The 24990-nt window shown below is 52.2% G+C and carries 26 protein-coding genes and 1 tRNA gene; 7 read left to right on the top strand and 20 right to left on the bottom strand.

Features of this window, described 5'->3' with window-relative positions:
- The 5 genes from dctA to QQZ17_RS05215 all read right to left on the bottom strand — a co-directional run bounded on the left by dctA (nucleotide 1) and on the right by QQZ17_RS05215 (nucleotide 5162).
- Nucleotides 1-1299, bottom strand: coding sequence for a C4-dicarboxylate transporter DctA (gene dctA / locus QQZ17_RS05235; RefSeq protein WP_152406143.1), 1299 nt, complete (start codon nucleotides 1297-1299; stop codon nucleotides 1-3).
- Between the two features lie 85 nt (nucleotides 1300-1384).
- On the bottom strand, nucleotides 1385-2266 hold the full coding sequence (locus QQZ17_RS05230; RefSeq protein ID WP_152406144.1) for an amidohydrolase family protein: 882 nt from the start codon (nucleotides 2264-2266) through the stop codon (nucleotides 1385-1387).
- Nucleotides 2267-2292: 26 nt separating this feature from the next.
- Nucleotides 2293-3018, bottom strand: a complete 726-nt coding sequence (locus QQZ17_RS05225) for a PIG-L deacetylase family protein (RefSeq protein ID WP_152406145.1) — start codon at nucleotides 3016-3018, stop codon at nucleotides 2293-2295.
- 28 nt (nucleotides 3019-3046) lie between these two features.
- Nucleotides 3047-4102 carry a 4-oxalomesaconate tautomerase gene (locus tag QQZ17_RS05220; RefSeq protein WP_152406146.1) on the bottom strand — a complete coding sequence of 352 codons (1056 nt, stop codon included), beginning with the start codon at nucleotides 4100-4102 and terminating at the stop codon, nucleotides 3047-3049.
- Nucleotides 4103-4262: 160 nt separating this feature from the next.
- Nucleotides 4263-5162, bottom strand: coding sequence for a LysR family transcriptional regulator (locus QQZ17_RS05215; protein ID WP_152406147.1), 900 nt, complete (start codon nucleotides 5160-5162; stop codon nucleotides 4263-4265).
- Between the two features lie 323 nt (nucleotides 5163-5485).
- Between QQZ17_RS05215 and QQZ17_RS05210 the strand changes: the two genes are divergently transcribed.
- From QQZ17_RS05210 to QQZ17_RS05200, 3 genes are read left to right on the top strand one after another with little or no spacing between them, the layout of a single operon-like run.
- A complete protein-coding gene (locus tag QQZ17_RS05210; protein WP_152406148.1) occupies nucleotides 5486-6496 on the top strand; it encodes a LacI family DNA-binding transcriptional regulator in 1011 nt (336 codons plus the stop codon).
- A 13-nt stretch (nucleotides 6497-6509) separates the two neighbouring features.
- Nucleotides 6510-7637: a mandelate racemase/muconate lactonizing enzyme family protein gene (locus tag QQZ17_RS05205; protein ID WP_152406149.1), complete on the top strand. Its 1128-nt coding sequence runs from the start codon at nucleotides 6510-6512 to the stop codon at nucleotides 7635-7637.
- 12 nt (nucleotides 7638-7649) lie between these two features.
- A complete protein-coding gene (locus QQZ17_RS05200; protein ID WP_152406150.1) occupies nucleotides 7650-8873 on the top strand; it encodes an MFS transporter in 1224 nt (407 codons plus the stop codon).
- A gap of 420 nt (nucleotides 8874-9293) precedes the next feature.
- Here the strand turns inward: QQZ17_RS05200 and QQZ17_RS05195 are convergent.
- The 6 genes from QQZ17_RS05195 to rlmE all read right to left on the bottom strand — a co-directional run bounded on the left by QQZ17_RS05195 (nucleotide 9294) and on the right by rlmE (nucleotide 14876).
- Nucleotides 9294-9380, bottom strand: a tRNA-Leu gene (locus QQZ17_RS05195).
- A gap of 9 nt (nucleotides 9381-9389) precedes the next feature.
- Nucleotides 9390-9722 carry a preprotein translocase subunit SecG gene (gene secG / locus QQZ17_RS05190; protein ID WP_046488020.1) on the bottom strand — a complete coding sequence of 111 codons (333 nt, stop codon included), beginning with the start codon at nucleotides 9720-9722 and terminating at the stop codon, nucleotides 9390-9392.
- Between the two features lie 226 nt (nucleotides 9723-9948).
- Nucleotides 9949-11286 carry a phosphoglucosamine mutase gene (gene glmM, locus QQZ17_RS05185; protein ID WP_152406151.1) on the bottom strand — a complete coding sequence of 446 codons (1338 nt, stop codon included), beginning with the start codon at nucleotides 11284-11286 and terminating at the stop codon, nucleotides 9949-9951.
- Nucleotides 11279-12127 (bottom strand): dihydropteroate synthase, encoded by an 849-nt coding sequence (gene folP / locus QQZ17_RS05180; protein ID WP_152406152.1) that lies wholly within the window; start codon nucleotides 12125-12127, stop codon nucleotides 11279-11281. Before folP ends, glmM begins: the two co-directional genes overlap by 8 nt.
- An 88-nt stretch (nucleotides 12128-12215) precedes the next feature.
- Complete coding sequence (gene ftsH, locus QQZ17_RS05175) at nucleotides 12216-14147, bottom strand: ATP-dependent zinc metalloprotease FtsH (protein WP_152406153.1); 1932 nt, start codon at nucleotides 14145-14147, stop codon at nucleotides 12216-12218.
- A gap of 99 nt (nucleotides 14148-14246) precedes the next feature.
- Entirely contained in the window at nucleotides 14247-14876 is a 630-nt protein-coding gene (rlmE, locus tag QQZ17_RS05170) for a 23S rRNA (uridine(2552)-2'-O)-methyltransferase RlmE (protein ID WP_042291855.1), read from the bottom strand.
- Nucleotides 14877-15002: 126 nt separating this feature from the next.
- Between rlmE and yhbY the strand changes: the two genes are divergently transcribed.
- Nucleotides 15003-15296: a ribosome assembly RNA-binding protein YhbY gene (gene yhbY, locus QQZ17_RS05165; protein WP_041686369.1), complete on the top strand. Its 294-nt coding sequence runs from the start codon at nucleotides 15003-15005 to the stop codon at nucleotides 15294-15296.
- A gap of 145 nt (nucleotides 15297-15441) precedes the next feature.
- Here yhbY and greA read toward each other — a convergent pair whose 3' ends face one another.
- Entirely contained in the window at nucleotides 15442-15918 is a 477-nt protein-coding gene (gene greA, locus QQZ17_RS05160) for a transcription elongation factor GreA (RefSeq protein ID WP_042325084.1), read from the bottom strand.
- A gap of 246 nt (nucleotides 15919-16164) precedes the next feature.
- Between greA and dacB the strand changes: the two genes are divergently transcribed.
- Entirely contained in the window at nucleotides 16165-17598 is a 1434-nt protein-coding gene (dacB, locus tag QQZ17_RS05155) for a serine-type D-Ala-D-Ala carboxypeptidase (RefSeq protein ID WP_152406154.1), read from the top strand.
- A 93-nt stretch (nucleotides 17599-17691) separates the two neighbouring features.
- On the opposite strand, the gene cgtA is transcribed toward dacB, so the two are convergent.
- From cgtA to rplU, 4 genes are all read right to left on the bottom strand, one after another.
- Nucleotides 17692-18864, bottom strand: coding sequence for an Obg family GTPase CgtA (gene cgtA / locus QQZ17_RS05150; protein WP_042325080.1), 1173 nt, complete (start codon nucleotides 18862-18864; stop codon nucleotides 17692-17694).
- 15 nt (nucleotides 18865-18879) lie between these two features.
- Complete coding sequence (locus QQZ17_RS05145) at nucleotides 18880-19845, bottom strand: DMT family transporter (protein WP_152406155.1); 966 nt, start codon at nucleotides 19843-19845, stop codon at nucleotides 18880-18882.
- 129 nt (nucleotides 19846-19974) lie between these two features.
- On the bottom strand, nucleotides 19975-20232 hold the full coding sequence (rpmA, locus tag QQZ17_RS05140; RefSeq protein ID WP_003861831.1) for a 50S ribosomal protein L27: 258 nt from the start codon (nucleotides 20230-20232) through the stop codon (nucleotides 19975-19977).
- A 19-nt stretch (nucleotides 20233-20251) separates the two neighbouring features.
- Entirely contained in the window at nucleotides 20252-20563 is a 312-nt protein-coding gene (gene rplU / locus QQZ17_RS05135; protein ID WP_042325074.1) for a 50S ribosomal protein L21, read from the bottom strand.
- A gap of 257 nt (nucleotides 20564-20820) precedes the next feature.
- On the opposite strand from rplU, the gene ispB reads away from it, so the two are divergent.
- Both ispB and sfsB read left to right on the top strand, forming a co-directional pair.
- On the top strand, nucleotides 20821-21792 hold the full coding sequence (gene ispB, locus QQZ17_RS05130; RefSeq protein ID WP_152406156.1) for an octaprenyl diphosphate synthase: 972 nt from the start codon (nucleotides 20821-20823) through the stop codon (nucleotides 21790-21792).
- A 227-nt stretch (nucleotides 21793-22019) separates the two neighbouring features.
- Nucleotides 22020-22307, top strand: coding sequence for a DNA-binding transcriptional regulator SfsB (gene sfsB, locus QQZ17_RS05125; RefSeq protein ID WP_152406157.1), 288 nt, complete (start codon nucleotides 22020-22022; stop codon nucleotides 22305-22307).
- A 54-nt stretch (nucleotides 22308-22361) separates the two neighbouring features.
- On the opposite strand, the gene murA is transcribed toward sfsB, so the two are convergent.
- From murA to mlaC, 4 genes are all read right to left on the bottom strand, one after another.
- Nucleotides 22362-23621 (bottom strand): UDP-N-acetylglucosamine 1-carboxyvinyltransferase, encoded by a 1260-nt coding sequence (murA, locus tag QQZ17_RS05120; protein WP_152406158.1) that lies wholly within the window; start codon nucleotides 23619-23621, stop codon nucleotides 22362-22364.
- Nucleotides 23622-23673: 52 nt separating this feature from the next.
- Nucleotides 23674-23928, bottom strand: a complete 255-nt coding sequence (gene ibaG / locus QQZ17_RS05115) for a BolA family iron metabolism protein IbaG (RefSeq protein WP_042325065.1) — start codon at nucleotides 23926-23928, stop codon at nucleotides 23674-23676.
- A 123-nt stretch (nucleotides 23929-24051) separates the two neighbouring features.
- Nucleotides 24052-24348 (bottom strand): lipid asymmetry maintenance protein MlaB, encoded by a 297-nt coding sequence (gene mlaB, locus QQZ17_RS05110; protein ID WP_152406159.1) that lies wholly within the window; start codon nucleotides 24346-24348, stop codon nucleotides 24052-24054.
- On the bottom strand, nucleotides 24349-24984 hold the full coding sequence (gene mlaC / locus QQZ17_RS05105) for a phospholipid-binding protein MlaC (RefSeq protein WP_152406160.1): 636 nt from the start codon (nucleotides 24982-24984) through the stop codon (nucleotides 24349-24351).
- Nucleotides 24985-24990 lie beyond the last annotated feature (6 nt).

Genomic DNA, 24990 nt, shown 5'->3' with positions numbered 1-24990 from the left:
TTATTTGAGTGTCTCAGAGCGATATTCCACCGCTGAGTTTTTTGACTGCGTGTTAAGCGTCTGGCGCATTTGTTCTTTATCAAGAACACCGTCCCATGCAGACACCGCAATGGCTGCAATACCGTTACCGATCAGGTTGACAATCGCCAGTCCGGTTCCGACAAAACGGTGGATACCCAGAATAAGAACCATCCCGGCGACAGGCACGACGGGCAGAACAATCAGGGTACTGGTTAACATGACAAATGCCGCACCCGTCACGCCTGCCGCGCCTTTAGAGGTCAACATCGCAACAAGGATCAAGATCATCTGGCTGGAGAAGGAAAGTTCCGTATTCGTCGCCTGGGCGATAAACAGGATGGCCATCGTCATATACAGGTTGGTGCCATTAAGATTGAACGAATACCCTGACGGTATGACAAGCGCCACTACCGGTTTTGGGCACCCCATCCGTTCCACTTTTTCCATCAGGTGAGGTAAGACGACCGATGAAGAACCCGTCCCCAGAATGATCAACAGTTCTTCTTTGATAAACCGGAGATAAGCGAACAGGCTGAAACGGCAGACGCTGGCGACAGCACCATAAACAACGACCACAAAAACAATCAGCAGCAGATAGAAGCCGAAGACCATTTTGACCAGCGGGATCAACGACGCAAGCCCATAGGCGCCGATGGTATACGCAATGGCGCCAAATGCCCCAATTGACGACAGTTTGGAGATCAGATGCACATTATGGAAAAAGACGCGGGACGCACTTTCAACAAACTGAAATACCGGACGCCCTTTCTCACCGATGGCTGACAAAGAATAACCAAACAGAATAGACACCATCAGAATGGCCAGCACATTCCCCGAAGAGAAGGCGCTTACAAAGGTTGATGGGATAATACCCATCACGAAAGTCACCACGTTCACTTCTTTGGCGCTCTCGGTATATTTGCTTATCGCTGAGGTATCCAGAGTGGAAAGCTCAACATTAAATCCGGCGCCAGGCTGGATAACATGGCCGCCAATCAGACCGATAATTAAGGCGACAATCGACATGACCGCAAAATAGATCAATGCCTTGCCGCCCACCCGGCCCAGTTCTTTCATATCGCGCATCCCGGCAATACCGGTGACGACGGTACAAAAAATGATCGGGCCAATGATCATGGCGATCAACTTAATGAAGCCATCGCCTAATGGCTTCATTTTTACTGCCAGATCCGGAAAGAAATAGCCAAGAGAAACACCAATCACAATCCCAACTATTACCTGAAAATAAAGTTCTTTATAAAATGGTTTGCTGGTCATCTTATTCACCTCCACATTTCAATGTGGCTTCAGTAACCTCTGAACACTCAAATCCGTATAAAAAGTCACACGCCTCTGGTCGAGCTTATGCCTCAACAGGCGTAAAACCATAGATACGGACGGGGTTTTCGACGAGCAGTTTGCGGCGCATGTGCTCATCCTCACAGAAATCCAGCATCAGATTGACCAGTTCACCGTCGTTAGGCATGTCGTTACTGATATTGGGATGTGGCCAGTCGGTTCCCCACAACACCCGATCCGGGGCGGTTTCAATCAATGCGCGGGCAAAAGGAATGGCATCATTGAACGGTCGAATACCAGCAGAAATACGCTCCGAGCCGCTGACTTTAACCCATGCAAACGGATTGTCTCGCATGAGGTGCAGTAACTGCTGGAAGGGTTTTTGCTCAAGACCTGACGCGGTTTTCGCGCGGCCCATGTGATCGATAATGAACGGAATATCAATTTTGCTAATCACGTCGGAATAGGTAACGATATCCTGCGCGTCCAGATGCAGCACGACATGCCAGCCCAGGTCTTTAACACGGTGCAGAACCGAGAAAAAACGAGGGAGATCGGGTGCGCCGCCAAGGTGTTGAACGAAGTTAAAACGAACCCCTCGCACCCCACCAGTATGGAGCCGCTCCAGTTCGGCATCGCTTTCATCGCCATTGACCATGGCAACGCCGAGATAACGTCCTTTGCTTCGGGCGATAGCATCCAACATCGCGCGGTTATCAGTACCATGGCAGCTGGCCTGGACAATCACGGCCCGGCTGATACCCAGCCAGTCATGCAGCGCCATCAGCTTTTCAAACGGCGCATCTTCCGGGGTGTATTTCCGGTTTGGCCCGTAGGGGAAGATGCTACCAGGACCAAAAACATGGCAATGCGCGTCACACGCACCGGGCGGTAATATCGCCCTCGGTTTAATCGGGTTGGGATCGGGTGATTTGCAGCTTTTCATGGGGCCTCCTTGGGCATTATTTTTCATCAAGAAAACTGGGCGGTAACCTGCGGGAAAATGCGCTGATAACCTTCGGCGTATTTGATTTTCAAATCTGAATTTCTCGACGCCTGCACGCCGCGCTGCAACGCGACTCGGGTGTAGTACTCCCAGAGATGTTCCTGCGCCGCCATGGACTCCATCGCTTCACGCTTGGTTTGCCAGACGTCGCTGATATCCAACAGCACTTCTGGCTTCCATTCACATTGCTCGGGTTGATGAGGTTCAAACAGAAAGACGGGCGGTGCGCCAATCACGGGCTTTTCAGGATGGTGGCCGTGCGCCTGGGCGACGATACGCGCTTCCTGAGCGATATGCGTCGCCATTGGGTGGTCGAAGTTGTAGGGATCTTTCAACGAATGCGTCAGCACAAACTCAGGTTTGAGTTCACGATACAAATCAGCGAGGGCAAACAGAACGTCATCATTGACTCGCATGGGATAGTCACCGACATCCATAAAATGGATCGTTCTGGCCCCCAGGATCCCAGCAGCCTTCCGCGCTTCCTTCTCCCTTTCCTGTTTTACGGTGGTCATCTCCATGCCTGGCTGACGCCAGAGTTTGGCGGATTCACCACGTTCACCAAACGACAGGCAAACAATATGCATGTCCCAGCCACGAGCGGCATATAGCGCAATGGCACCACCCGCACGCCAGACAAAATCAGCGGAGTGAGCGCTGACGACCAACGCGGTTTTAGGTTGCGTATTCATATTTCTTCCTTCTGTGAGAGCTAACAAATCAAGGAACGAGCACGTCGCCACGCATGATCAACCGTGCCGTTCGCATCAATGCGGCCTGCGCCACAGAGCCATCCTCATTCAGGTGCAGATACACCGTTAATTCGCCGGAAGGATGCTCAATGGACAGGCGTTGTTCAGTGCCACCGGAAAGTTGTGATACGGCGTGAGCGACGGAACCCGGCATAACGGCAGCGGTAGCAACGGTGACGGCACCGAGGACGCCAATGGCGGCATGGCAGGTATGAGGGATGAAGGTTCTGGTGCAGAGCGCGCCGCCAGATTGCGCTCTGGCAACCATGCTGATTTTCGGCACCGACTTATTGGCTAAATCAGTGATTCCCATCAGCTTGCCGGCTTTCAAACGCAGGTTTTCAATACGCGCCGCCAGCGCGCTATCCGCATTAAGCCGATCTTTCGTTTCATAACCGGTTATCCCCATATCGCTGGCAGCAACAATAATGACCGGCATGCCGTTATCGATGCAGGTCACCCGGATGCCATCAATGACATCGCACAGTTGACCCGTGGGGAGTAAGGCGCCGCAGACCGAACCTTCCGTATCAAGAAAATTCTGCAACACCGGGGCGGAGGTTCCGGGAACACCGTCAATACTGACGTCCCCTTCGTAACAAGGATGTCCACCGGGCGTTTGTAGGGTCACTTCAGCGATCATGTTGGTATTGAGTGTACGGATACGCAGCACCGTTTGATCGCCCTGCGCGGCAATCAGCCCCGCCTCCAGCGCCGCCGGCCCTGCCGCGGCCAACATGTTTCCGCAATTGGGCGTGGTATCCACACGCCGTTCGTTGATGGCGACCTGGGCAAACAAAAAGTTGATATCAGCCTCTGCATCGGGGGCCAGCGAGATAATGCCGACTTTACTCGTCAGCGTCGTGGCACCGCCAAGACCATCAATTTGTCTTTCATCAGGAGAGCCCATCACTGACAGAATTAAACGATCGCGTTCGGCAATCTCCTCCGGCAGATCTTTCGCCAGGAAAAACGGTCCTCTTGATGTGCCACCGCGCATAAACCAGCAGGGTAATGTCTTCATGATCTTCTCGCTTCGTCATAACCATCAGGTCTGTGAGGACTAAGCTAACAACGAAGATGACTATGAAAAAGATGCAAACGGTTATAGCTGAATTGCATTTTTTGCATAGAAGTCGGGAAGCATGACCTCGTGATGACCACCAATGTCGGCAAGAAAAGATTCAGGATAATCGCTGACTGATAATCCGTTGCTGGAGAAGCAGTTCCATCGTCCGCTGGGCGAGAGAAGAGAAATGATGCTGGTTCGATGTGGCCAGGATGACCCGGTTCAGGATAGGGGGCGTAATGGGAACAGCTGTTAATCCTTCAGGGCGGTAATCAACTTCCAGTGAATTCGCGGGTAATACCGCGTACCCAAATCCTCTGGACACCAGTCCCAGCATTGAGGGAACCGTGTCAATCTCCAGGACAACGTTCAGACTGACATCATGACGGGCGCATTCTATTTCGACCAGATTGCGCAGCATTTGCTGTCGGTTAGGGATAATAAGGGGATAGGTGCTGAGTTCATGCAGTGGAATACTCATGTTGCTGGCAACAGGCGAATGACTCGGCGCAATAAGACATAATTTTTCAGTCCAGAGATGCTGATATTTCAGGCTGCGTTCAGGAGAGGGGTTATAAAGTATTGCAATATCCAGTTCCCCCAAAATTAAACGTTTTTGCAGCCAGTACGTCAGGTTTTCGGTAATCGCCAGGGAACAGTCAGGAAATTCAGCAAGAAAATCGGTGACCAGACCCACGGTTAAGAGTTTCCCCAGTGTAGGAGGCATGCCAACCGTCACTTTGCCCTGGTATATACCATCACCGGTACTCAACGCCTGCTCGGCGATTTCAACCTGCCGTAGAATACCTTTGCCGTGCTCCAACAGTTGCCGGCCTTCGGCGGTCAGCGTCACGCCACGACCGTTACGTTTAAGCAAGGTTTTCCCCAGTTCCAGTTCTAACTGACGTACCTGTCGGCTGACCATCGACTGAGATTGATCCAGTGTCTGGGCCGCCTGGCTGAAACTGCTTTGCTCCGCTACCCGGATAAAACTGCGTAATTTCTTTAAATCCACACATCCCTCCTGCGCCGTGTCATGTCATTCTGAATAAGACAACAGCGGACTAACGTAACAAAGGTCATCCAGGCAATTGGCTAACATACCTCTGGGCGGAGGTTGCGCCGCTGAAAAAATCAGGATTCTCCGACGTACCAGGCCGTCCTCTTGCTCTCTGATGGCACCATGATCCCAAACGTGAAGCCGTCATCATGTGATCCATCACTGATACTGATGATCCTCCTTCTTTTGATAACCATTACACGATCTGCGATCAAAATCACAGACGATCCTTCATCTGCCTGTATATTTAGGTAATCGATTACCTAAAATTAAAAACAATGAAAAAGAAACTGCTAATTAAAGATGTTGCAAACATGGCGGGTGTATCAACGGCAACAATCTCCCGTTTTCTTAATGGGAAATATCAGTCTATGAGCGAAACAACCCGCCAGAAGATTGCCAGTACGATCGAAAGCATTGGTTACCAACCCAATAACATTGCCAGGTCGTTACGCCGTCAGGAAAGTAAAACTATCGCCGTTATTATGGCAGATATTTTTAACCCGTACTCTATGGATGTATTACGCGGCATTGAGGAATATTGCTCGCAGGAAGGATACAAAATATTTATTTGCGATGCGAAAAACTCAGGAGTCAGAGAACGTAACTACATTGAAGAGATGGTTAACCGGGGAGTGGATGGGTTTATCCTCAACACTACCGGCGAAAACGATCTTTTTATTAAGGGCATTTCTTTAGAACACCCTGTCGTATTAATCGGCAGAAAGATAAAAAACAGCAACATCAGCAGTGTCGCGGCAGATAACGCCCAGGGTGTTAAGCTTGCCCTTGAACATCTGCTGAATACTCATTGCAGTCGTGTCAGTTATTTAACACCAACACCAGGGAATGTCTCACCACGTATTGAAAGAGTTGACACTTTCGAACGTTTTGCCGCTTTAAGCGCTTATTCGCATATTGCCTTTGAATGCATCCAGTTCGATATAGTCGATCGCGAACACGTGACAAAAGCACTGGAAACGTTGACTCCTCGTTCCTCACCAAACCACACCATCATCACTGGGAACGGGTTGCTGTCATTGTATGTGGTGCAGGCGGCTAAAGCGCTAAGTAAGCGGATCCCGGAGGATTTCTCGCTGATCGGTTTTGACGAGACCGAATGGTCGGAGATCCTCAAAAACCCGCTGACTGTCGTGGCGCAACCAACCTATGACATTGGCTGTAGTGCAGCGAAAAAAATAATCACCACGCTCAGAAAAGAAAATGAAAGCAATGAAGAAAGGATCACTCTCTTGCCATTTTCACTGATTGTCAGAGAAACCGCCTGACGGATGAGAGGATATGATGAAAATTAGATCAATCAATACCCGGGTAATTACTGACGAGTTGCCAGAGAAATTTGGCATGTCGCAATGGTTCTGGAATAAACGAGCAATATGCATCGTTGAAATAGAAACCGATGAAGGTATCACCGGCTGGGGCGAATGCTTTGGCCCGGCACAGGCGAATGCCGCGTTGATTAACGAGCTATTCGCTCCGCTATTAAAAGGCAAAAACCCGCTACAGCGCCGGGTAATATGGGAAGAGATGTACAATCGCACGCGGGAATTTGGCAGAAAAGGCATTGCCATTACCGCATTATCAGGAATTGATATTGCACTGTGGGATATTTTTGGCAAAGCCACCGGTAAATCCATTGCTGAACTGCTGGGTGCCGATCTTGAAACACCCATTACCGCTTACGCTTCCAGCTTTTATTATTCGCCCACGGATGATTTCCGGCAAATTGCAATAGACGCCAGAAGCGGCCTGGATGAAGGCTATCAACATTTTAAAATGAAAGTCGGCGCCCTGACGCTGCCAGAAGATATTAAGCGCGTTGCACGCGTGCGCGAACTCATTGGCCCTGACGTCACGCTCGCCGTGGATGCTAACCGTGCTTATACCACTCATGAAGCGCTGAAATTCGCCCAGGCGATTGAGCAATATGACATTAGCTGGTTTGAAGAACCGATCTTGCCCGACGATACGGCGGCATATCACCAACTTAAACAACAGTTCCCGATAAAACTCGCGGCTGGGGAATCGGAATTCACCCGTTTCGGTTTCCGTCGTTTCCTTGAGGCCGATTGCGTAGATATCGCGCAACCTGACGTCGCCGCCTGCGGCGGTATCAGCGAAATCCTTAATATCGCCGCCCTTTCCACCGCCTATGGTGTTGAGTGCTATCCGCATCAGTGGGGATCAGGCATCTCGCTCGCAGCCACGCTGCACGTGATGGCGGCGCTACCCGCCGCAGTACCACGGATGGCAAAAGAGCCGGCACGGCTGGAGCTCGATCGCGCACCCAATATTTTCCGTGACAAGTTAACCGATCTGGATATTGGTCCAGTCATGACCGTGCCTAATAAACCAGGGCTGGGTATCGAGATCGATCCTGACATGCTTGACCATTACGCGCTGAAATAAAAGGTAGAGAAAATGTTTAAATCAAAATGGTTCAGAATTGGCGTCACGCTGATGGTAGGGCTATTTGTTGCCTACCTTGATCGTTCAAACCTCTCTATCGCACTGCCGGGCATGGAGAAAGAACTCGGCATTGATGGCGCAGCCACAAAGAGTCTCGCATTAACGGGGTTTCTGATTGGCTATGCGCTGGCTAACTTTTTTGGCGGCTTTCTGGCGAACCGTCTGAATCCCAAAATTACCATTGTCACCATGGTGTTCCTGTGGTCGGTAGTACAGATTATGACCGCCTGGATCAGCTCAGCAGCGCTACTGATTGCATTCCGTATTATTCTGGGCATTGCCGAAGGCATTTACTGGCCACAGCAGTTTCGCTTCGCCAGGGCCTGGTTTAATAAAGATGAAATCACGCGCGGCACAAACCTGATCCAGTTTTACGGTCAATTTCTGGCGCTGAGTCTGGGCTTTATCATTCTGACCCCGATCTTCGATCACCTCGGCTGGAAATGGGTGTTTTACATTACTGGCGGCATGGGTGTCTTTATTGTGGTGCCAATGTTCCTCGCATTCCTGAAAAACAGCCCGGACAAGGCTTCAGCTCCAGACGAACCAGCGGAAGAACCGGAACCCGCTGGGGGTAAAATAAGCTTCAGCGATCTCGGCGGTGCACCGTTCCTGCTGCTGGTGTTCAGCTATTTTGCTAATGGCATGCTGTTCTGGGGGATCACACTGTTTATTCCAATGGCAGTGTTGTCACTAGGTTTCAGCGGATTTTCACAAGGTGTAGCAAGCGCGCTACCTTATTTTCTGGCGATTCTGCTGGCGATCCCGGTGTCGTGGTACAGCGATAAAACGCAAAAACGCGGGCTTATTGCGGCCTGCGGGCTTGGCTCAGCAGGGCTGTTTTTAATCGCGCTGCCATTTATCGACAGCCCGTTCGGCAAACTGGCGCTGATCACCTTAGCCATCGCCTGGTTCACCAGTTGCTACACCACCAATATCTGGTCAATTATCACTTCCAGCGTGAAGAAATCAGCGGTGGGACCAGCGGCAGGGGTCATAAACGGTGTGGGAGCAGGTCTTGGGGGAACGACAGCCGGGTTTGTTGTACAGTATCTGCAATCCTGGAGCGGATCGTATGTGCCAGGGTTCACGGTACTTGGCGTTGTCGCAATCCTGGGCGGACTCAGCGTTTACACCTACAGCCGGATTATGGCGGCGCGTCCGGTTATAGCATAATGGTAGAAACATAAGCGGCAGTCGTGACACCACGACTGCCGCTTATTTCTTTGCAGAGAACGCCCGGATTCACGACGTTCTCTGCAAAAAACGCGGGATTATTTATCTGCAGCTACCAGCTTTCGGGCATCGTCCCGCCATTGACGTGCATTCCAGTGGCACCAGATGGCTTTACTGGATTATCACCTGTGATTTACCCGTTCTGACCTTAGCATCCGTGATGCGCCTTAGGTTTTCCTCTATCCACCGGTACAAGGTTTACCTTTGCGAAGGTGGTACCAACATTTAAACCAACAAGGATTGATTGATATCGATTGAATTAAGTTGACGTCGGGAGGGTATAAAACGGAGAGAAAACCAGTCACTACGCGGATTTTAGATACAAAAATGGACGTCCGTTGACGTCCATTTTTTGAATATTGGTACCGAGGACGGGACTTGAACCCGTAAGCCCTATTGGGCACTACCACCTCAAGGTAGCGTGTCTACCAATTCCACCACCTCGGCACTGAGATCTTACTGCGGGATATCGCTGGTCGGCTTAGCCGGAGCAGCTGGCTGAGGCTGTTCGGTCTTCGCCGGCGCACTCAGATTTTCCCACTCACTTCCTTTATTGGTTTTGTTGCTGTTGATATTGCCCAGCACCAGACTGATGATAAAGAACAACGTCGCCAGCACAGCCGTCATACGGGTCATGAAGTTACCAGAACCACTTGAACCAAACAACGTCCCGGAAGCGCCTGCTCCGAAGGAGGCTCCCATATCAGCGCCTTTACCTTGCTGCAGCATGATCAAGCCCACAAGGCCAATTGCCACAATAAGGAAAACTACCAAAAGAGCTTCGTACATAATCAACCTGTTCCTTGCGGAGTTGCCGCATACCAATGCTTCTAACCAATAAAGCGGGATTTTTACTGTTTCCCACTGAAGCGGGTGTGAATACTAACCAAAGCGAATGACCTTCGCAAGGGCAATTTTAGTGCATTGTATCAACTGCGGAAAAAAACAGCAAAAGCCGAGTTTCTCGTGAGTAAAAAGGCGGCAAATACCGCCTTTTTATGCAGTTAAGTCTCTCTCACACCGCTTTGACCGCATCCGCAATGCGATGGGCAAACTCGGTCACCTGCGCTTCGTCTTCACCTTCTACCATGACGCGAATTAACGGCTCGGTACCCGATTTGCGCAGCAGGACGCGCCCACGATTGCCCAGCGCAGATTCCACTTCCGCAGTCACCGCCTTCACCGTGTCATTTTCCAGCGGATCACCGCTGCCAGCGGTGTAACGCACGTTCACCAAAATCTGTGGGAACATTGTCATGCCGCTGCACAGATCGTGAAGACTCATGTGATTACGCACCATCGCGGCGACCACCTGCAGACCTGCAACAATGCCGTCACCGGTAGTCGTTTTATCCAGCAGAATGACGTGGCCAGAGTTTTCCGCTCCGATACGCCAGCCTTTTTCCTGCATTTTTTCCAGCACGTAGCGGTCACCCACTTTCGCGCGGGTAAACGGAATACCGAGCTGCTTCAGTGCCAGTTCCAGCCCCATATTGCTCATCAGCGTCCCGACAGCACCACCGCGCAATTGTCCCTGACGCAGCGCTTCACGAGCGATGATGTACATGATCTGATCGCCATCGACTTTATTACCTTCATGGTCAACCATGATCACACGATCACCGTCGCCATCCAGCGCGATACCCAGGTCGGCTTTTTCCGCGATCACTCGGGCCTGCAAGGCACGTACATCGGTGGCGCCGACTTCTTCGTTAATGTTCACGCCGTTTGGCTCACAGCCAATAGTAATGACCTTCGCACCCAGTTCACGCAATACGTTCGGCGCAATATGGTAGGTTGCCCCGTTGGCACAATCCACCACGATTTTTAATTCGTTCAGGCTCAGCTCGTTCGGGAATGTGCCTTTGCAAAATTCAATGTAGCGACCCGCGGCATCGACAATGCGACTGGCTTTGCCGAGCTCCGCGGAGTCCACACAGGTGATCTCTTTTTCCATCTCGGCTTCGATGGCCTCTTCGACCGCATCGGGCAGTTTGGTCCCGTCGATGGAGAAGAATTTGATACCGTTGTCATAGAACGGGTTATGCGATGCGGAGATCACAATCCCGGCCTCAGCGCGGAAAGTGCGCGTCAGATATGCGACTGCAGGGGTCGGCATCGGGCCCGTAAACGACGCGGACAACCCTGCCGCCGCCAGGCCAGCTTCAAGCGCTGACTCCAGCATGTAACCGGAAATACGGGTGTCTTTGCCGATGATGATTTTACGCGAACCGTGGCGCGCCAGGACCTTACCGGCCGCCCAACCCAGCTTCAGCACAAAATCAGGCGTAATCGGCGCATCGCCCACGCGTCCACGGATCCCATCAGTTCCAAAATATTTACGGTTACTCATAGCGTTTGTTTTCCTTTGCGGACAATGTGGCTTCCACCACACGCATCGCTTCTACGGTTTCTTTGACGTCATGGACACGAATGATCTGCGCCCCCTGCATAGCAGCAATGACCGCACAGGCAAGGCTACCGCTCAGACGCTCTGATGGCCCCACGTTGAGCAGTTGGCCCACCATCGATTTACGTGACATTCCCACCAGCAGCGGCAGGTTAAAATGGTGAAACTCAGCCAGTCGCGCCAGTAATGTATAGTTGTGGGAGAGATTTTTACCGAAACCGAATCCCGGGTCGAGCAACAATTTCTCTTTTGCGATGCCTGCCCTTTCACAACGTGCTATTTGCTCAATAAAGTAGCGATTCACATCCGCAAACACGTCCTCATATTTGGGCGCTTCCTGCATGGTCTTCGGCTGGCCTTGCATATGCATCAGGCAAACCGGTAAACCGGTTTCTGCCGCCGCCTCCAGCGCACCAGGTTCAGAGAGCGAGCGAATGTCGTTAATGATGTGAGCGCCCACTCTTGCCGATTCGCGGATCACCTCAGGTTTTGAGGTATCGACAGAAATCCAGACTTCAAAACGTTGGGCAATGGCTTCAACCACCGGGATAACACGCGTCAGTTCCTCTTCCACACTCACATCCGCCGCACCGGGGCGCGTAGACTCACCGCCGACATCGATAATGGTCGCTCCGGCATTAATCATCAGATTGGCATGTTTCACAGCTTCAATCAGCGTGTTATGCGCTCCACCATCTGAGAAGGAGTCCGGCGTGACGTTAAGGATCCCCATCACATGAGGATGACTGAGATCCAGTGAGGTGCCCTGGGCATAGAGTTTCATGGTGTTATCCCTGGTATGAATTGATAAGAAAAAACCCCGGAGCAAGCCCCAGGGTTTTCAATAAAACGCAGTCATCAACAACGGTAACTTATTTGTCGCCTAACTGCTCTGACATGGTATTACCTGGGTTCGGCGTGCGCGGTTCATCAACCGGGCGCGGCGCACGAGGTGTGCCATTATTGTCAGAATTGTTAGAGCCCGGTTCTTCCCAGCCAGCAGGCGGGCGAACATCGCGGCGAGCCATCAGGTCATCAATCTGCGGCGCATCGATGGTCTCATATTTCATGAGCGCATCTTTCATGGCATGCAGGATGTCCATGTTGTCATTCAGGAGCTGACGCGCACGATTGTAGTTACGTTCAATCAGTGCTTTCACTTCCTGGTCGATGATACGCGCGGTTTCATCGGACATATGTTTCGCTTTTGCAACGCTACGACCGAGGAAAACTTCACCCTCTTCTTCCGCGTACAGCAGCGGACCGAGTTTGTCGGAGAAGCCCCACTGAGTCACCATGTTACGCGCCAGGTTGGTTGCAACCTTAATGTCGTTCGACGCACCGGTAGAAACATGTTCAACACCGTAGATGAGCTCTTCTGCCAGGCGACCACCGTACAGCGTGGAGATCTGGCTTTCCAGTTTCTGACGGCTAGCGCTGATCGCGTCGCCTTCAGGCAGGAAGAAGGTCACACCCAGCGCACGTCCGCGCGGGATAATCGTCACTTTATGCACCGGATCGTGTTCCGGGACCAGGCGACCGATAATCGCGTGGCCTGCTTCGTGGTAAGCGGTCGATTCTTTCTGCGCTTCCGTCATCACCATGGAGCGACGTTCCGCACCCATCATGATTTTGTCTTTCGCTTTTTCGAACTCAACCATCGACACGACGCGCTTGTTGCCACGAGCAGCAAACAGCGCCGCTTCGTTCACCAGGTTCGCCAGATCTGCACCCGAGAAGCCCGGCGTACCACGGGCAATGATTGCCGCGTCGATATCCGGCGCCAGCGGTACACGGCGCATATGCACTTTCAGGATCTGTTCACGACCACGTACATCCGGTAAGCCGACCACAACCTGACGGTCGAAACGGCCTGGACGCAACAGCGCAGGGTCAAGAACGTCCGGACGGTTAGTTGCCGCGATAACGATAATACCTTCGTTACCTTCAAAACCATCCATCTCAACCAGCATCTGGTTCAGGGTCTGTTCACGTTCATCGTGACCACCACCCAGACCCGCGCCACGCTGGCGACCTACGGCATCGATTTCATCGATGAAGATAATGCACGGTGCCGCTTTCTTGGCCTGTTCGAACATGTCACGCACACGAGATGCACCGACGCCGACGAACATTTCCACGAAGTCAGAACCTGAAATCGTAAAGAATGGGACCTTCGCTTCACCTGCAATGGCTTTCGCCAGCAAGGTTTTACCGGTACCCGGAGGACCGACCATCAGGACGCCTTTCGGGATTTTACCGCCCAGTTTCTGGAAGCGGCTCGGCTCGCGCAGGTATTCAACCAGTTCCGCCACTTCTTCTTTCGCTTCGTCACAGCCTGCAACGTCGGCGAAAGTGGTTTTGATCTGATCTTCCGTCAGCATGCGCGCTTTGCTCTTACCGAACGACATGGCGCCTTTGCCACCGCCGCCCTGCATCTGACGCATAAAGAAGATCCAGACGCCGATCAACAGCAGCATCGGGAACCAGGAAATGAAGATGGAAGCCAGCAGGCTCGGTTCTTCTGGTGGTTCACCAACAACCTTGACGTTCTTAGTCAGCAGGTTATCAAGCAGCTTCGGATCGTTTACCGGAATGTAAGTCGTGTAACGGTTACTATCTTTCTTGGTAACGTTGATCTCACGTCCGTTGATACGTGCTTCACGAACCTGGTCGTTGTTGACCTCTTGCAGGAAGGTAGAGTAATCCACCTTACGGCCATTAGACTCGCTGGGCCCAAAGCTCTGGAATACTGACATCAGCACAACGGCAATGACCAGCCAGAGTATTAGGTTTTTCGCCATGTCACTCAAGGGATTAACCTCTTATTACAACTGTGTTAAAAACAGCGTCAGGATACTCTATATCCAGCGTCTTTCAAACTTTCGTCTGAAATCGACCAGTTATGGTTTACGCCCGGTCGCTACAATATACACTTCACGCGAACGTGCGCGAGAAGAGTCCGGCTTACGAACTTTCACCTTCGTAAACAGGGAGCGAATTTCCCTTAGATACTCATCGAAACCTTCGCCCTGGAACACCTTCACTACAAAACTGCCACCCGGCGCTAGTACATCACGACACATTTCTAACGCCAGTTCCACCAGATACATGGCACGGGGGATATCCACCGCCGGTGTTCCGCTCATGTTTGGTGCCATATCGGACATGACAACCTGGACTTTACTGTCACCCACGCGTTCCAGCAGCGCCTTCATGACAAGTTCATCACGAAAGTCGCCCTGAAGAAAGTCCACACCAACGATAGGATCCATAGGTAAAAGATCACAAGCGATGATACGGCCTTTGCCGCCAATCTGCGAGACCACATACTGTGACCAGCCTCCTGGCGCGGCACCGAGATCGACTACCGTCATCCCCGGCTTAAAAAGTTTGTCACTTTGCTGTATTTCATCAAGTTTAAACCAGGCACGGGAACGCAACCCCTTTTTCTGTGCCTCTTGAACATATTTATCGCTAAAGTGTTCCTGAAGCCAGCGACTCGAGCTGGCAGAACGCTTCTTACCTGTCATTTAACTTTCCCATCGGGGCAGAACATCGTTGCCATACGGCGTAAATTTCCACGCACTATTTGGCGATATATGGGAGATGGCGGTAGAATGACCCGTTTTCAATCCCAACGTAAGCAAAAATATACGATGAATCTGAGTACTAAACAAAAACAGCACCTGAAAGGTCTGGCACATCCGCTCAAGCCGGTCGTTATGCTTGGCAATAATGGTTTGACCGAAGGGGTACTGGCCGAGATTGAACAAGCGTTAGAGCACCATGAACTTATCAAGGTGAAAGTCGCGTCTGAAGATCGCGAAACAAAAACCTTGATCGTGGACGCTATCGTGCGCGAAACCGGCGCCTGTAATGTACAGGTCATCGGTAAAATGCTGGTGCTTTATCGCCCGAGTAAAGAACGCAAAATCTCGCTGCCACGCTAAGAATATCCTAAAGTCGAACACAAAACCTGTGTAAAACGAGGGATTTCCCGCAAGCAGGAGAGCAAAATGCCACGCTCTCTTCGTTGATAAAAGGCCGCTATGCGGCCTTTTTCCTTTCTTTACAATACATCAACATCTTGAGCACTTACAGGTATTCTACCTTAGTGACCTCATATTCCACTTCGCCGCCCGGGGTTTTGATCACCACGACGTCATCCTGTTCTTTGCCAATCAGGCCACGCGCAATCGGCGAGTTGACGGAAATCAGGTTCTGTTTGAAGTCCGCTTCATCATCACCCACGATGCGCCAGGTCTGCTCTTCGTCGTTATCGAGATTCAAAACGGTGACTGTGGCACCAAAGACAACGCGACCGTTATTCGGCATTTTAGTGACATCGATGACCTGTGCATTCGACAGCTTCGCTTCGATGTCTTTGATTCGACCTTCGCAGAAACCCTGCTGTTCACGCGCCGCGTGATATTCCGCATTCTCTTTCAGATCGCCGTGCTCGCGCGCTTCGGCAATAGAGGCAATAATTTCAGGACGGCGCACAGATTTCAGAAAATCCAGCTCTTCGCGTAATTTTTCTGCACCACGTAAGGTCATCGGAATCGCTTGCATTTGTTATACCTCTTGAACATTCCTGTAGGGGGCGATCGCTCCGCCCCGGCTGTTAAGCCTGCCCCGGTATGGCGTCATACCCGGGCCAGAAGCAAAAAAATACCGACCCGGAAGCAAGGTCCAGGTCAGCTACAATTCTTAATTTGATGTTCATTTTACCCTGGAGTTCCCTATGGGTCATCGTTTACTTTGCAGGGCATTGCGCCGTAGTATGACGGCTTGTTTCCAGGTTGTTAGCGCGAGATTATGCGATTTCCCAGATTTATCATCGGATTGACTACCAGCGTAGCGTTCAGCGTCCAGGCCGCGAACGTTGACGAGTACATCAACCAGCTCCCTGCCGGAGCCAACCTTGCACTCATGGTCCAGAAGGTCGGCGCCCCGACCCCCGCGATTGATTATCATAGTCAGCAAATGGCGCTTCCTGCCAGTACGCAGAAAGTGATCACCGCGCTGGCGGCCTTAATTCAGCTCGGCCCTGACTTCCGCTTTACTACCACGCTGGAGACCAAAGGCAGCGTCGATGAGGGCGTGCTGAAAGGCGACTTAGTTGCGCGATTTGGTGCCGATCCGACGCTAAAACGCCAGGATATTCGGAATATGGTGGCGAACCTGAAAAAATCAGGCGTCACGGAAATTACCGGAAACGTCCTTATTGATACCTCTGTTTTTGCCAGCCACGATAAAGCGCCAGGGTGGCCCTGGAACGACATGACCCAGTGTTTCAGCGCGCCGCCAGCGGCCGCGATTGTCGACAGGAACTGCTTCTCAATTTCGCTCTACAGCGCGCAAAAAGCGAACGATTTGGCCTATATTCGCGTGGCGTCTTACTACCCTGTCACCATGTTCAGCCAGGTTCGCACCCTCGCGCGCGGCTCGGCAGAGGCGCAATATTGTGAGCTGGACGTGGTTCCGGGCGATTTAAACCGCTTCACGCTGACCGGTTGTCTGCCGCAGCGTGCTGACCCTCTCCCACTGGCATTTGCCATTCAGGACGGTGCAAGTTATGCCGGGGCGATCCTGAAAGATGAGTTAAAACAAGCCGGTATCAGCTATGGCGGGACATTATTGCGCCAGACGCAGGTCAACGAACCGGGTACCGTTGTGGCAAGCAAGCAGTCTGCGCCACTGCACGATCTGCTTAAGATTATGCTGAAAAAGTCGGACAATATGATTGCCGATACCGTCTTCAGGATGATTGGTCACGCGCGATTTAACGTGCCGGGAACGTGGCGTGCAGGCTCCGATGCCGTGCGGCAGATCCTGCGCCAGCAAGCGGGAGTGGATATTGGCAACACAATTATCGCCGACGGCTCCGGTCTGTCGCGCCATAACCTGATTGCCCCTGCCACCATGATGCAGGTGCTGCAATACATCGCACAGCACGACAACGAACTGAACTTCATCTCAATGCTACCGCTGGCGGGCTATGATGGCTCTCTGCAGTACCGTGCGGGTCTGCATCAGGCGGGCGTCGACGGTAAGGTCTCGGCGAAGACGGGGTCGTTGCAGGGTGTGTACAACCTGGCGGGCTTTATTACCACCGCAAGCGGGCAGCGGATGGCGTTTGTGCAGTATCTGTCGGGTTATGCAGTAGAACCTGCCGATCAACGTAACCGTCGCATTCCGCTGGTTCGCTTTGAAAGCCGGTTGTACAAAGATATTTATCAGAATAACTAGGTGGGTATTTTGCCGGATGGCGCTAGCGCTTATCCGGCCTACAGATGATGTATGCCCGGTAAGCGCTAGCGCCACCGGGCATTGAAACGGGGATTAACGCTTATAGATGAACTCGACGCCTTCTTCGTCGTCTTCGTCCCAGTCGTCATCCCAGTCGTCTTCTGCTTCTTCTTCCACTTCCGCGATTTGCTGGCGATGATAATCATCCCACATGAACTCGACTTTCTCTGGCTGCTTCGCTTCTTCCGCCTGAGTAATCGGGTTCTCGATGATAAAGGTCATCACATCCCAGCAGAGATCCTTCACGCCCAACTGGCTGGCGGCAGAGATCAGATAATATTTATCTTCCCAGCCCAGCGCCTGCGCGATGGCTTTGGCTTTCTCTTCCGCTTCGGCTTTATCCAGCAAATCGATCTTGTTGAACACTAACCAGCGCGGTTTGGCAGCCAGATCCTGACTGTATTTTTCCAGTTCACCAATGATGATCCGCGCATTCTCAACCGGATCGGAACCGTCGATCGGATCGATATCAATGAGGTGCAGCAGTACGCGGCAACGTTCAAGGTGTTTCAGGAAGCGAATCCCCAGACCGGCACCTTCCGCAGCACCTTCAATCAGCCCCGGGATGTCCGCGACCACGAAGCTCTTTTCGTTATCCATACGGACAACGCCAAGACTTGGCACCAACGTAGTAAACGGATAATCCGCTACTTTAGGTTTCGCCGCAGAGACCGCGCGGATAAAGGTTGATTTACCGGCATTTGGCATCCCCAGCATGCCCACATCCGCCAGCAGCATCAACTCCAGCAACAGGTCACGCTTGTCACCCGGCGTCCCCATCGTTTTCTGACGCGGTGTGCGGTTGACTGAAGATTTAAAACGGGTGTTACCCAGACCGTGCCAGCCGCCTTTTGCGACCATCAGACGCTGACCGTGTTTGGTCATGTCCCCCATGGTTTCGCCCGTGCCCTGGTCTATCACACGCGTACCTACCGGTACTTTAATGGTGACATCTTTCCCTCGTTTACCGGTACAGTCACGGCTGGCGCCATTCTGACCACGCTCTGCGCGGAAAGATTTCTCAAAACGGTAGTCGATCAGAGTGTTCAGGTTTTCGTCGGCTTCCATCCAGACGTCGCCACCATCACCACCGTCCCCGCCGTCCGGGCCGCCTTTCGGGATATATTTCTCACGGCGGAAGCTAACGCAACCATTACCGCCATCGCCTGCAACGACCAGAATCGTTGCTTCATCAACAAACTTCATTTTACTCTCCGTAAATCATTCGCCTGAGCGGGGCTGCGATACCACCGATTCATGCTTACGTAATCCGCCCCAAATACGATGACCAATGGCGGAGTACATCGCGCCCGCAACCACGACAAACGCACCGAGATAACCTAGAAGGTTTAACATCGGTCTGGCGAAGAAATCGGGCCAGGCCATAGATAAAAGATCTGAAAATAACAGCGTAAACAGCGGGGTGAGCGTGATTAATGCGCTCACCTGAGCTGCCTGCCAACGCGCCATCGCTTCCGCCAGGGCGCCATATCCTACCAGCGTATTCAGCCCACAAAAAATCAAACAGGCAAGCTGCCAGTCACTGAGCTGGGCTATTACGCCGGGCTTTGCCAGTGGCAACAGCGCTATCGTACATAAAGTGTACAGTAAAAACAGGATCTGCGGTGATGCCAGACGCCGCAATAACACCTTTTGCGCGACGCCATAACTGACCCAGACCATGGCCGCACCGACGCCAAAAATAACACCCCAGGTGTAATCGGTCAGTTTGGTAAAAATTTCTATCAGACTGGTGTTGAAGAACATCACCAGCCCGCTTAACAGCATTATCGCGCCAACAATCTGCGTACCGCGCATCTTCTCTTTAAGGATAAATACGCTCGCGACCATCATACCCACTGGCGACAGTTGACCAATCACCTGCGAAGCCGTCGGGCTTAAATACTGCAGGGAAGAGCTGAACAGGATGAAGTTCCCAAAGAGTCCAGCGGTGGCAATCGCCAACAGGATCAGCCAGCGCGACTTGCGAAAAATTCGCAGCGGCGGAAGCCTGCGCTTCGCGGTCAGAATCGCCCCGAGGCCAACGCTCGCGATTAAAAAACGGTAAAACACGATGGTAGAAGGTTCCATCACCTCCAGCACCTGCTTCATAGCAATTGGCAAAGCCCCCCAACACACTGCGGTTGTGAGCGCCAAAAGAATACCAATGCCAGCCTGCTGCTTCATGCCCGTTTTCCCTGCAAGGGCTCGTTATCCGGTACAAAGCGGTTTCACGAGCATATTTACCGGTCGTCGAATGTAAAAAGCCCCGCAACAGGGTGCGGGGCTTTTATCCGTTACCGGACCACGAAAAACTTACTCAGCAACGATGCTGATGTATTTACGGTTGTTCGGGCCTTTAACTTCAAATTTCACTTTACCGTCTGCTTTAGCAAACAGAGTGTGGTCACGACCGCAACCTACGTTGGTGCCAGCGTGGAACTTGGTGCCACGTTGACGAACGATGATGCTACCCGCCAGAACGGATTCGCCACCGAAACGCTTAACGCCCAGGCGTTTAGCTTCTGAATCGCGACCGTTACGAGTTGAGCCGCCAGCCTTTTTATGTGCCATTTAAATCTCTCCTCAGGTCTTAGGCGCTGATGCCAGTAATTTTCACATCAGTGAACCACTGACGATGGCCCTGCTGCTTACGATAGTGTTTACGACGACGAAACTTAACGATTTTAACTTTCTCGCCACGACCGTGAGCAACAACTTCAGCTTTGATTACGCCGCCATCAACGAAAGGAACGCCGATTTTGACTTCTTCACCGTTTGCGATCATCAGAACTTCAGCGAATTCGATAGATTCGCCAGTTGCGATGTCCAGCTTTTCCAGGCGAACGGTCTGACCTTCGCTTACTCGGTGTTGTTTACCACCACTTTGGAAAACCGCGTACATAAAAAACTCCGCTTCCGCGCACACCTTTCAATGATTCAGAGTGCGCTATAAATATTCACAATAGGGCGCGAATATTACGCAAAACGTGAGCCTTTGACAAGTGCTACAGTCAATACATGAAGAAAAAAAACACAACGTGTATGGTAACGTTTATCTGCGGCGTTTTTTCAGTACAATCAGCATATATTTCTAACCCTAAACCCTAAGTTACCTTGCCACATGATGAGGTAAACGGGGCGAAAAGCCCGGCTTTTGCGATGAATTTAGAAAAAATCAATGAGTTAACCGCGCAAGATATGGCGGGTGTCAATGCGACAATCCTTGAACAGCTTAATTCCGACGTCCAACTGATCAATCAGTTAGGCTATTACATTGTGAGCGGTGGCGGTAAACGTATTCGCCCAATGATTGCCGTACTCGCGGCGCGCGCCGTTGGCTATCAGGGACACGCCCATGTCACGATCGCGGCATTGATCGAATTTATCCACACCGCCACCCTGCTTCATGACGATGTGGTGGATGAATCCGATATGCGTCGGGGCAAAGCCACAGCAAACGCTGCATTTGGCAATGCTGCCAGCGTGCTGGTTGGCGATTTTATCTATACCCGAGCTTTCCAGATGATGACCAGCCTCGGCTCACTAAAGGTGCTGGAAGTGATGTCTGAAGCCGTGAACGTCATTGCTGAAGGTGAAGTCCTGCAGTTAATGAACGTTAACGACCCGGACATTACAGAAGAAAGCTATATGCGCGTGATCTACAGTAAGACAGCGCGACTGTTTGAAGCGGCGGCGCAGTGTTCCGGTCTCCTCGCAGGCTGTAGCGAAGCCGAGGAAAAAGGGTTGCAGGACTATGGTCGCTATCTGGGAACGGCTTTCCAGTTGATTGACGATCTGCTGGACTACAACGCCGATGGCGAACAACTTGGCAAAAATGTCGGTGATGACCTGAACGAAGGCAAACCTACGCTACCGCTGCTGCATGCGATGCGTAACGGCACGCCAGAGCAGGCGCAAATGATTCGCCACGCCATTGAACAAGGAAATGGCCGACACCTTCTGGAGCCGGTACTGGACGCGATGAACGCCTGTGGTTCACTGGAATGGACACGCCAGCGCGCAGAAGAAGAGGCTGACAAAGCCATCGCCGCACTGCAGGTACTTCCTGACTCCCAATGGCGCGAGGCGTTGATCGGTCTGGCGCATATTGCCGTACAGCGTGATCGCTAATGACGACGCAATCATCCCGCCACGTCGCGCGGGATGATTCACATAAGTTCCAATAAAACCCGTACAAGCTCACTTCCCCATTGCAACTCACGCAATAAATCTTAATAAATTCTGAATATTCAAACTCTTTACATGAACATATTAGAACATCAATTCTCTGAGCGTATAGTGTCTTTTGCAAATTGATTGTGCAAATCAACGATGAATGACCATGAGCGAGGGGATAAATGGAGAGCAAACTCATTGACTGGCATCCGGCAGATATCATTGCTGGATTACGTAAAAAAGGGACATCAATGGCTGCCGAATCGCGCAGGCATGGATTAAGTTCCTCCACGCTGGCAAACGCCTTAACCCGACCGTGGCCGAAAGGCGAGCTAATCATAGCGAAAGCGCTCGGAACGGAACCCTGGGTTATCTGGCCGTCACGCTACCATGATGCCAGAACACACGAATTCATCGACAGGACGCGTCTGATGCGGGCGGCGCGCCGGGAAAAGCCGGACGTAAAGTAACTCGCGAAACAGTAGCCCCGGCACAGCGCATCGGGGCTACTCAATGACACACAATTATTCGGCTTTCACGCGCTCGATGTTAGCGCCCAGCGCACGCAGTTTATCTTCGATGCGCTCATAACCGCGATCGATATGATAAATACGATCAACGACCGTCGTCCCTTCCGCAATACATCCCGCCAGCACCAGACTGGCAGAAGCACGCAGATCCGTCGCCATCACCTGCGCGCCGGAGAGCTTATCGACACCGTGACAAATCACAGTATTGCTTTCGATTTCCGCATGGGCACCCATACGGCTCAGCTCAGGCACGTGCATAAAGCGGTTTTCAAACACGGTTTCCGTGATGAAGCCAGTCCCTTCCGCCACCAGATTCAACAGCGTGAACTGGGCCTGCATGTCCGTCGGGAATGCCGGATGTGGAGCGGTGCGCACGTTGACCGCTTTCGGACGTTTGCCGTGCATGTCGAGGCTAATCCAGTCTTCACCCACTTCGATATCCGCACCGGCATCGCGCAGTTTCGCCAGAACCGCATCCAGCGTATCCGGCTGCGCGTTACGGCAGATAATTTTGCCACGGGAAATCGCCGCAGCCACCAGGAACGTCCCGGTTTCGATACGGTCTGGCAATACGCGATAAACACCGCCACCCAGGCGTTCTACGCCTTCGATGGTGATACGATCGGTCCCCTGACCGGTAATTTTCGCCCCCAGCGCAATCAGGAAGTTGGCGGTGTCGACAATTTCCGGTTCACGGGCGGCGTTTTCAATGATGGTGGTGCCTTCCGCCAGCGTCGCGGCGCACATGATTGTCACCGTTGCGCCAACGCTGACTTTATCCATGACGATATGCGCGCCCTTCAGACGACCATCAACAGAAGCTTTCACATAGCCTTCTTCCAGCGTGATCGTCGCGCCCAGTTGCTCCAGACCGGTAATATGCAGATCAACCGGACGTGCGCCAATAGTGCAACCGCCAGGCAGTGAAACCTGACCCTGACCAAAACGGGCGACCAACGGCCCCAGCGCCCAAATCGATGCGCGCATGGTTTTCACCAGATCATACGGTGCGCAGAAGACATTAACGTCGCGGGCGTCGATGTGCACGGAACCATTGCGTTCCACTTTCGCACCGAGCTGGCTCAGCAGCTTCATCGAGGTATCAACGTCCTTCAGTTTCGGGACGTTCTGGATCTCTACCGGCTCTTCCGCCAGCAACGCCGCAAAAAGGATCGGCAGAGCGGCGTTTTTCGCGCCAGAAATTGTGACTTCGCCCTGGAGCCGGGTTGGCCCCTGTACACGAAATTTATCCATGATGTTGTTCTCAGTTAAAATTCATCGTCGTTACCGGTGCTTCACCCGTAACTCAAAAACCGTTTAGTTTACGATCGCGCGCCCACTCTGCTGGGGTATACGCTTTGATCGACAGGGCATGAATGCGGTTGTCCGCAATGTATTCCATCAGCGGCGCATAAACCGACTGCTGTTTCTTCACCCGGCTCATGCCGTCAAACATCTCACCCACGGCAATAACCTGAAAGTGACTGCCATCGCCAGAGACGTGGACTTCCTGGAGGGAGAGTGCGTTCATCAGCACGCTCTGAATTTCATTATTTTCCATGGGCTCTTCATTCGTCAGATTGTGAAAACAGCCCAACATCTTAGAGCAAAGTTGCGCTGTCATAAATAAGCAAAAAGCCTCGCGGGTAAATCCAGCGAGGCTATAGATAATAACGTACTGATATCACTGACGCGGGAGCACGTCAGCAGGTAAGTTATAGAGTTCCGCCAGGGTGAAGACTTTGTCGTTCACCCCCGTCAGAGACACGTTGTTGCCCTGCTTTTTCGCCAGACTGATGAGATGGACCAGCAGCGCCAGTCCCCCCGTATCCACTCGGGAAATCTGGCTGAGATCGATGCAGGTCACGCCGGTCATCGCCTCAACGCGCGCATCCCACAAGGGATTCAGCACGTCCTGGTCCAGCTCTCCCACGAGCGCCAGCCTGTCACCGTCACGCATCCAACTGAGTGACTGAGTCATTTACTTCTTCTCTTCCAGCGTGATTTTTTGCTGCGCAATAGATTTCAACTGCGCCGTCAGTCCATCGATCCCTTTAGTACGCAGCAGATCGCTCCACTCGTTCTGTTTGGTGGTGATCATGCTGACGCCTTCAGCGATCATGTCATAGGCCTGCCAGTGACCCGTCTGGGTATTTTTACGCCACTGGAAGTCCAGACGTACCGGAGGACGACCGTTTGGATCGAGAATCGTCACGCGAATAGGAACGATGGTCGCATCACCCAACGGTTGTTCCGGGGCAATCTGATACGTCTGACCGTGATACATTGCCAGCGCCTGGCCGTAGGCCTGTTTCAGGTATTCGCGAAACGCGGCGAAATAGGCATCACGCTGAGCCGGAGTCGCCTCTTTGTAATAACGACCCAGCACCAGCGCGCCGGCGTATTTCACCTGGACATACGGCAGCAGTTCCTGGTCAACCACATCGCGCAGATAGTCCGGATTCGAACGGATTTTCGGCTGTTCGTTTTTCAGGCGGTCGAAGGTTTTCTGCGCCGCTTCATCCATCAACTTGTAAGGGTTGGTCTGATCGGCTGCAATGGCGGTGCTCAGCGGTGCAATCACCAGTAGAGCCACCATCATTAAACGTTTAATCATAATTCG

Source organism: Citrobacter sp. T1.2D-1, assembly GCF_950098555.1.
Lineage (GTDB): Bacteria > Pseudomonadota > Gammaproteobacteria > Enterobacterales > Enterobacteriaceae > Citrobacter_A > Citrobacter_A telavivensis.
This window is presented reverse-complemented; position numbering and strand designations above follow the sequence as displayed.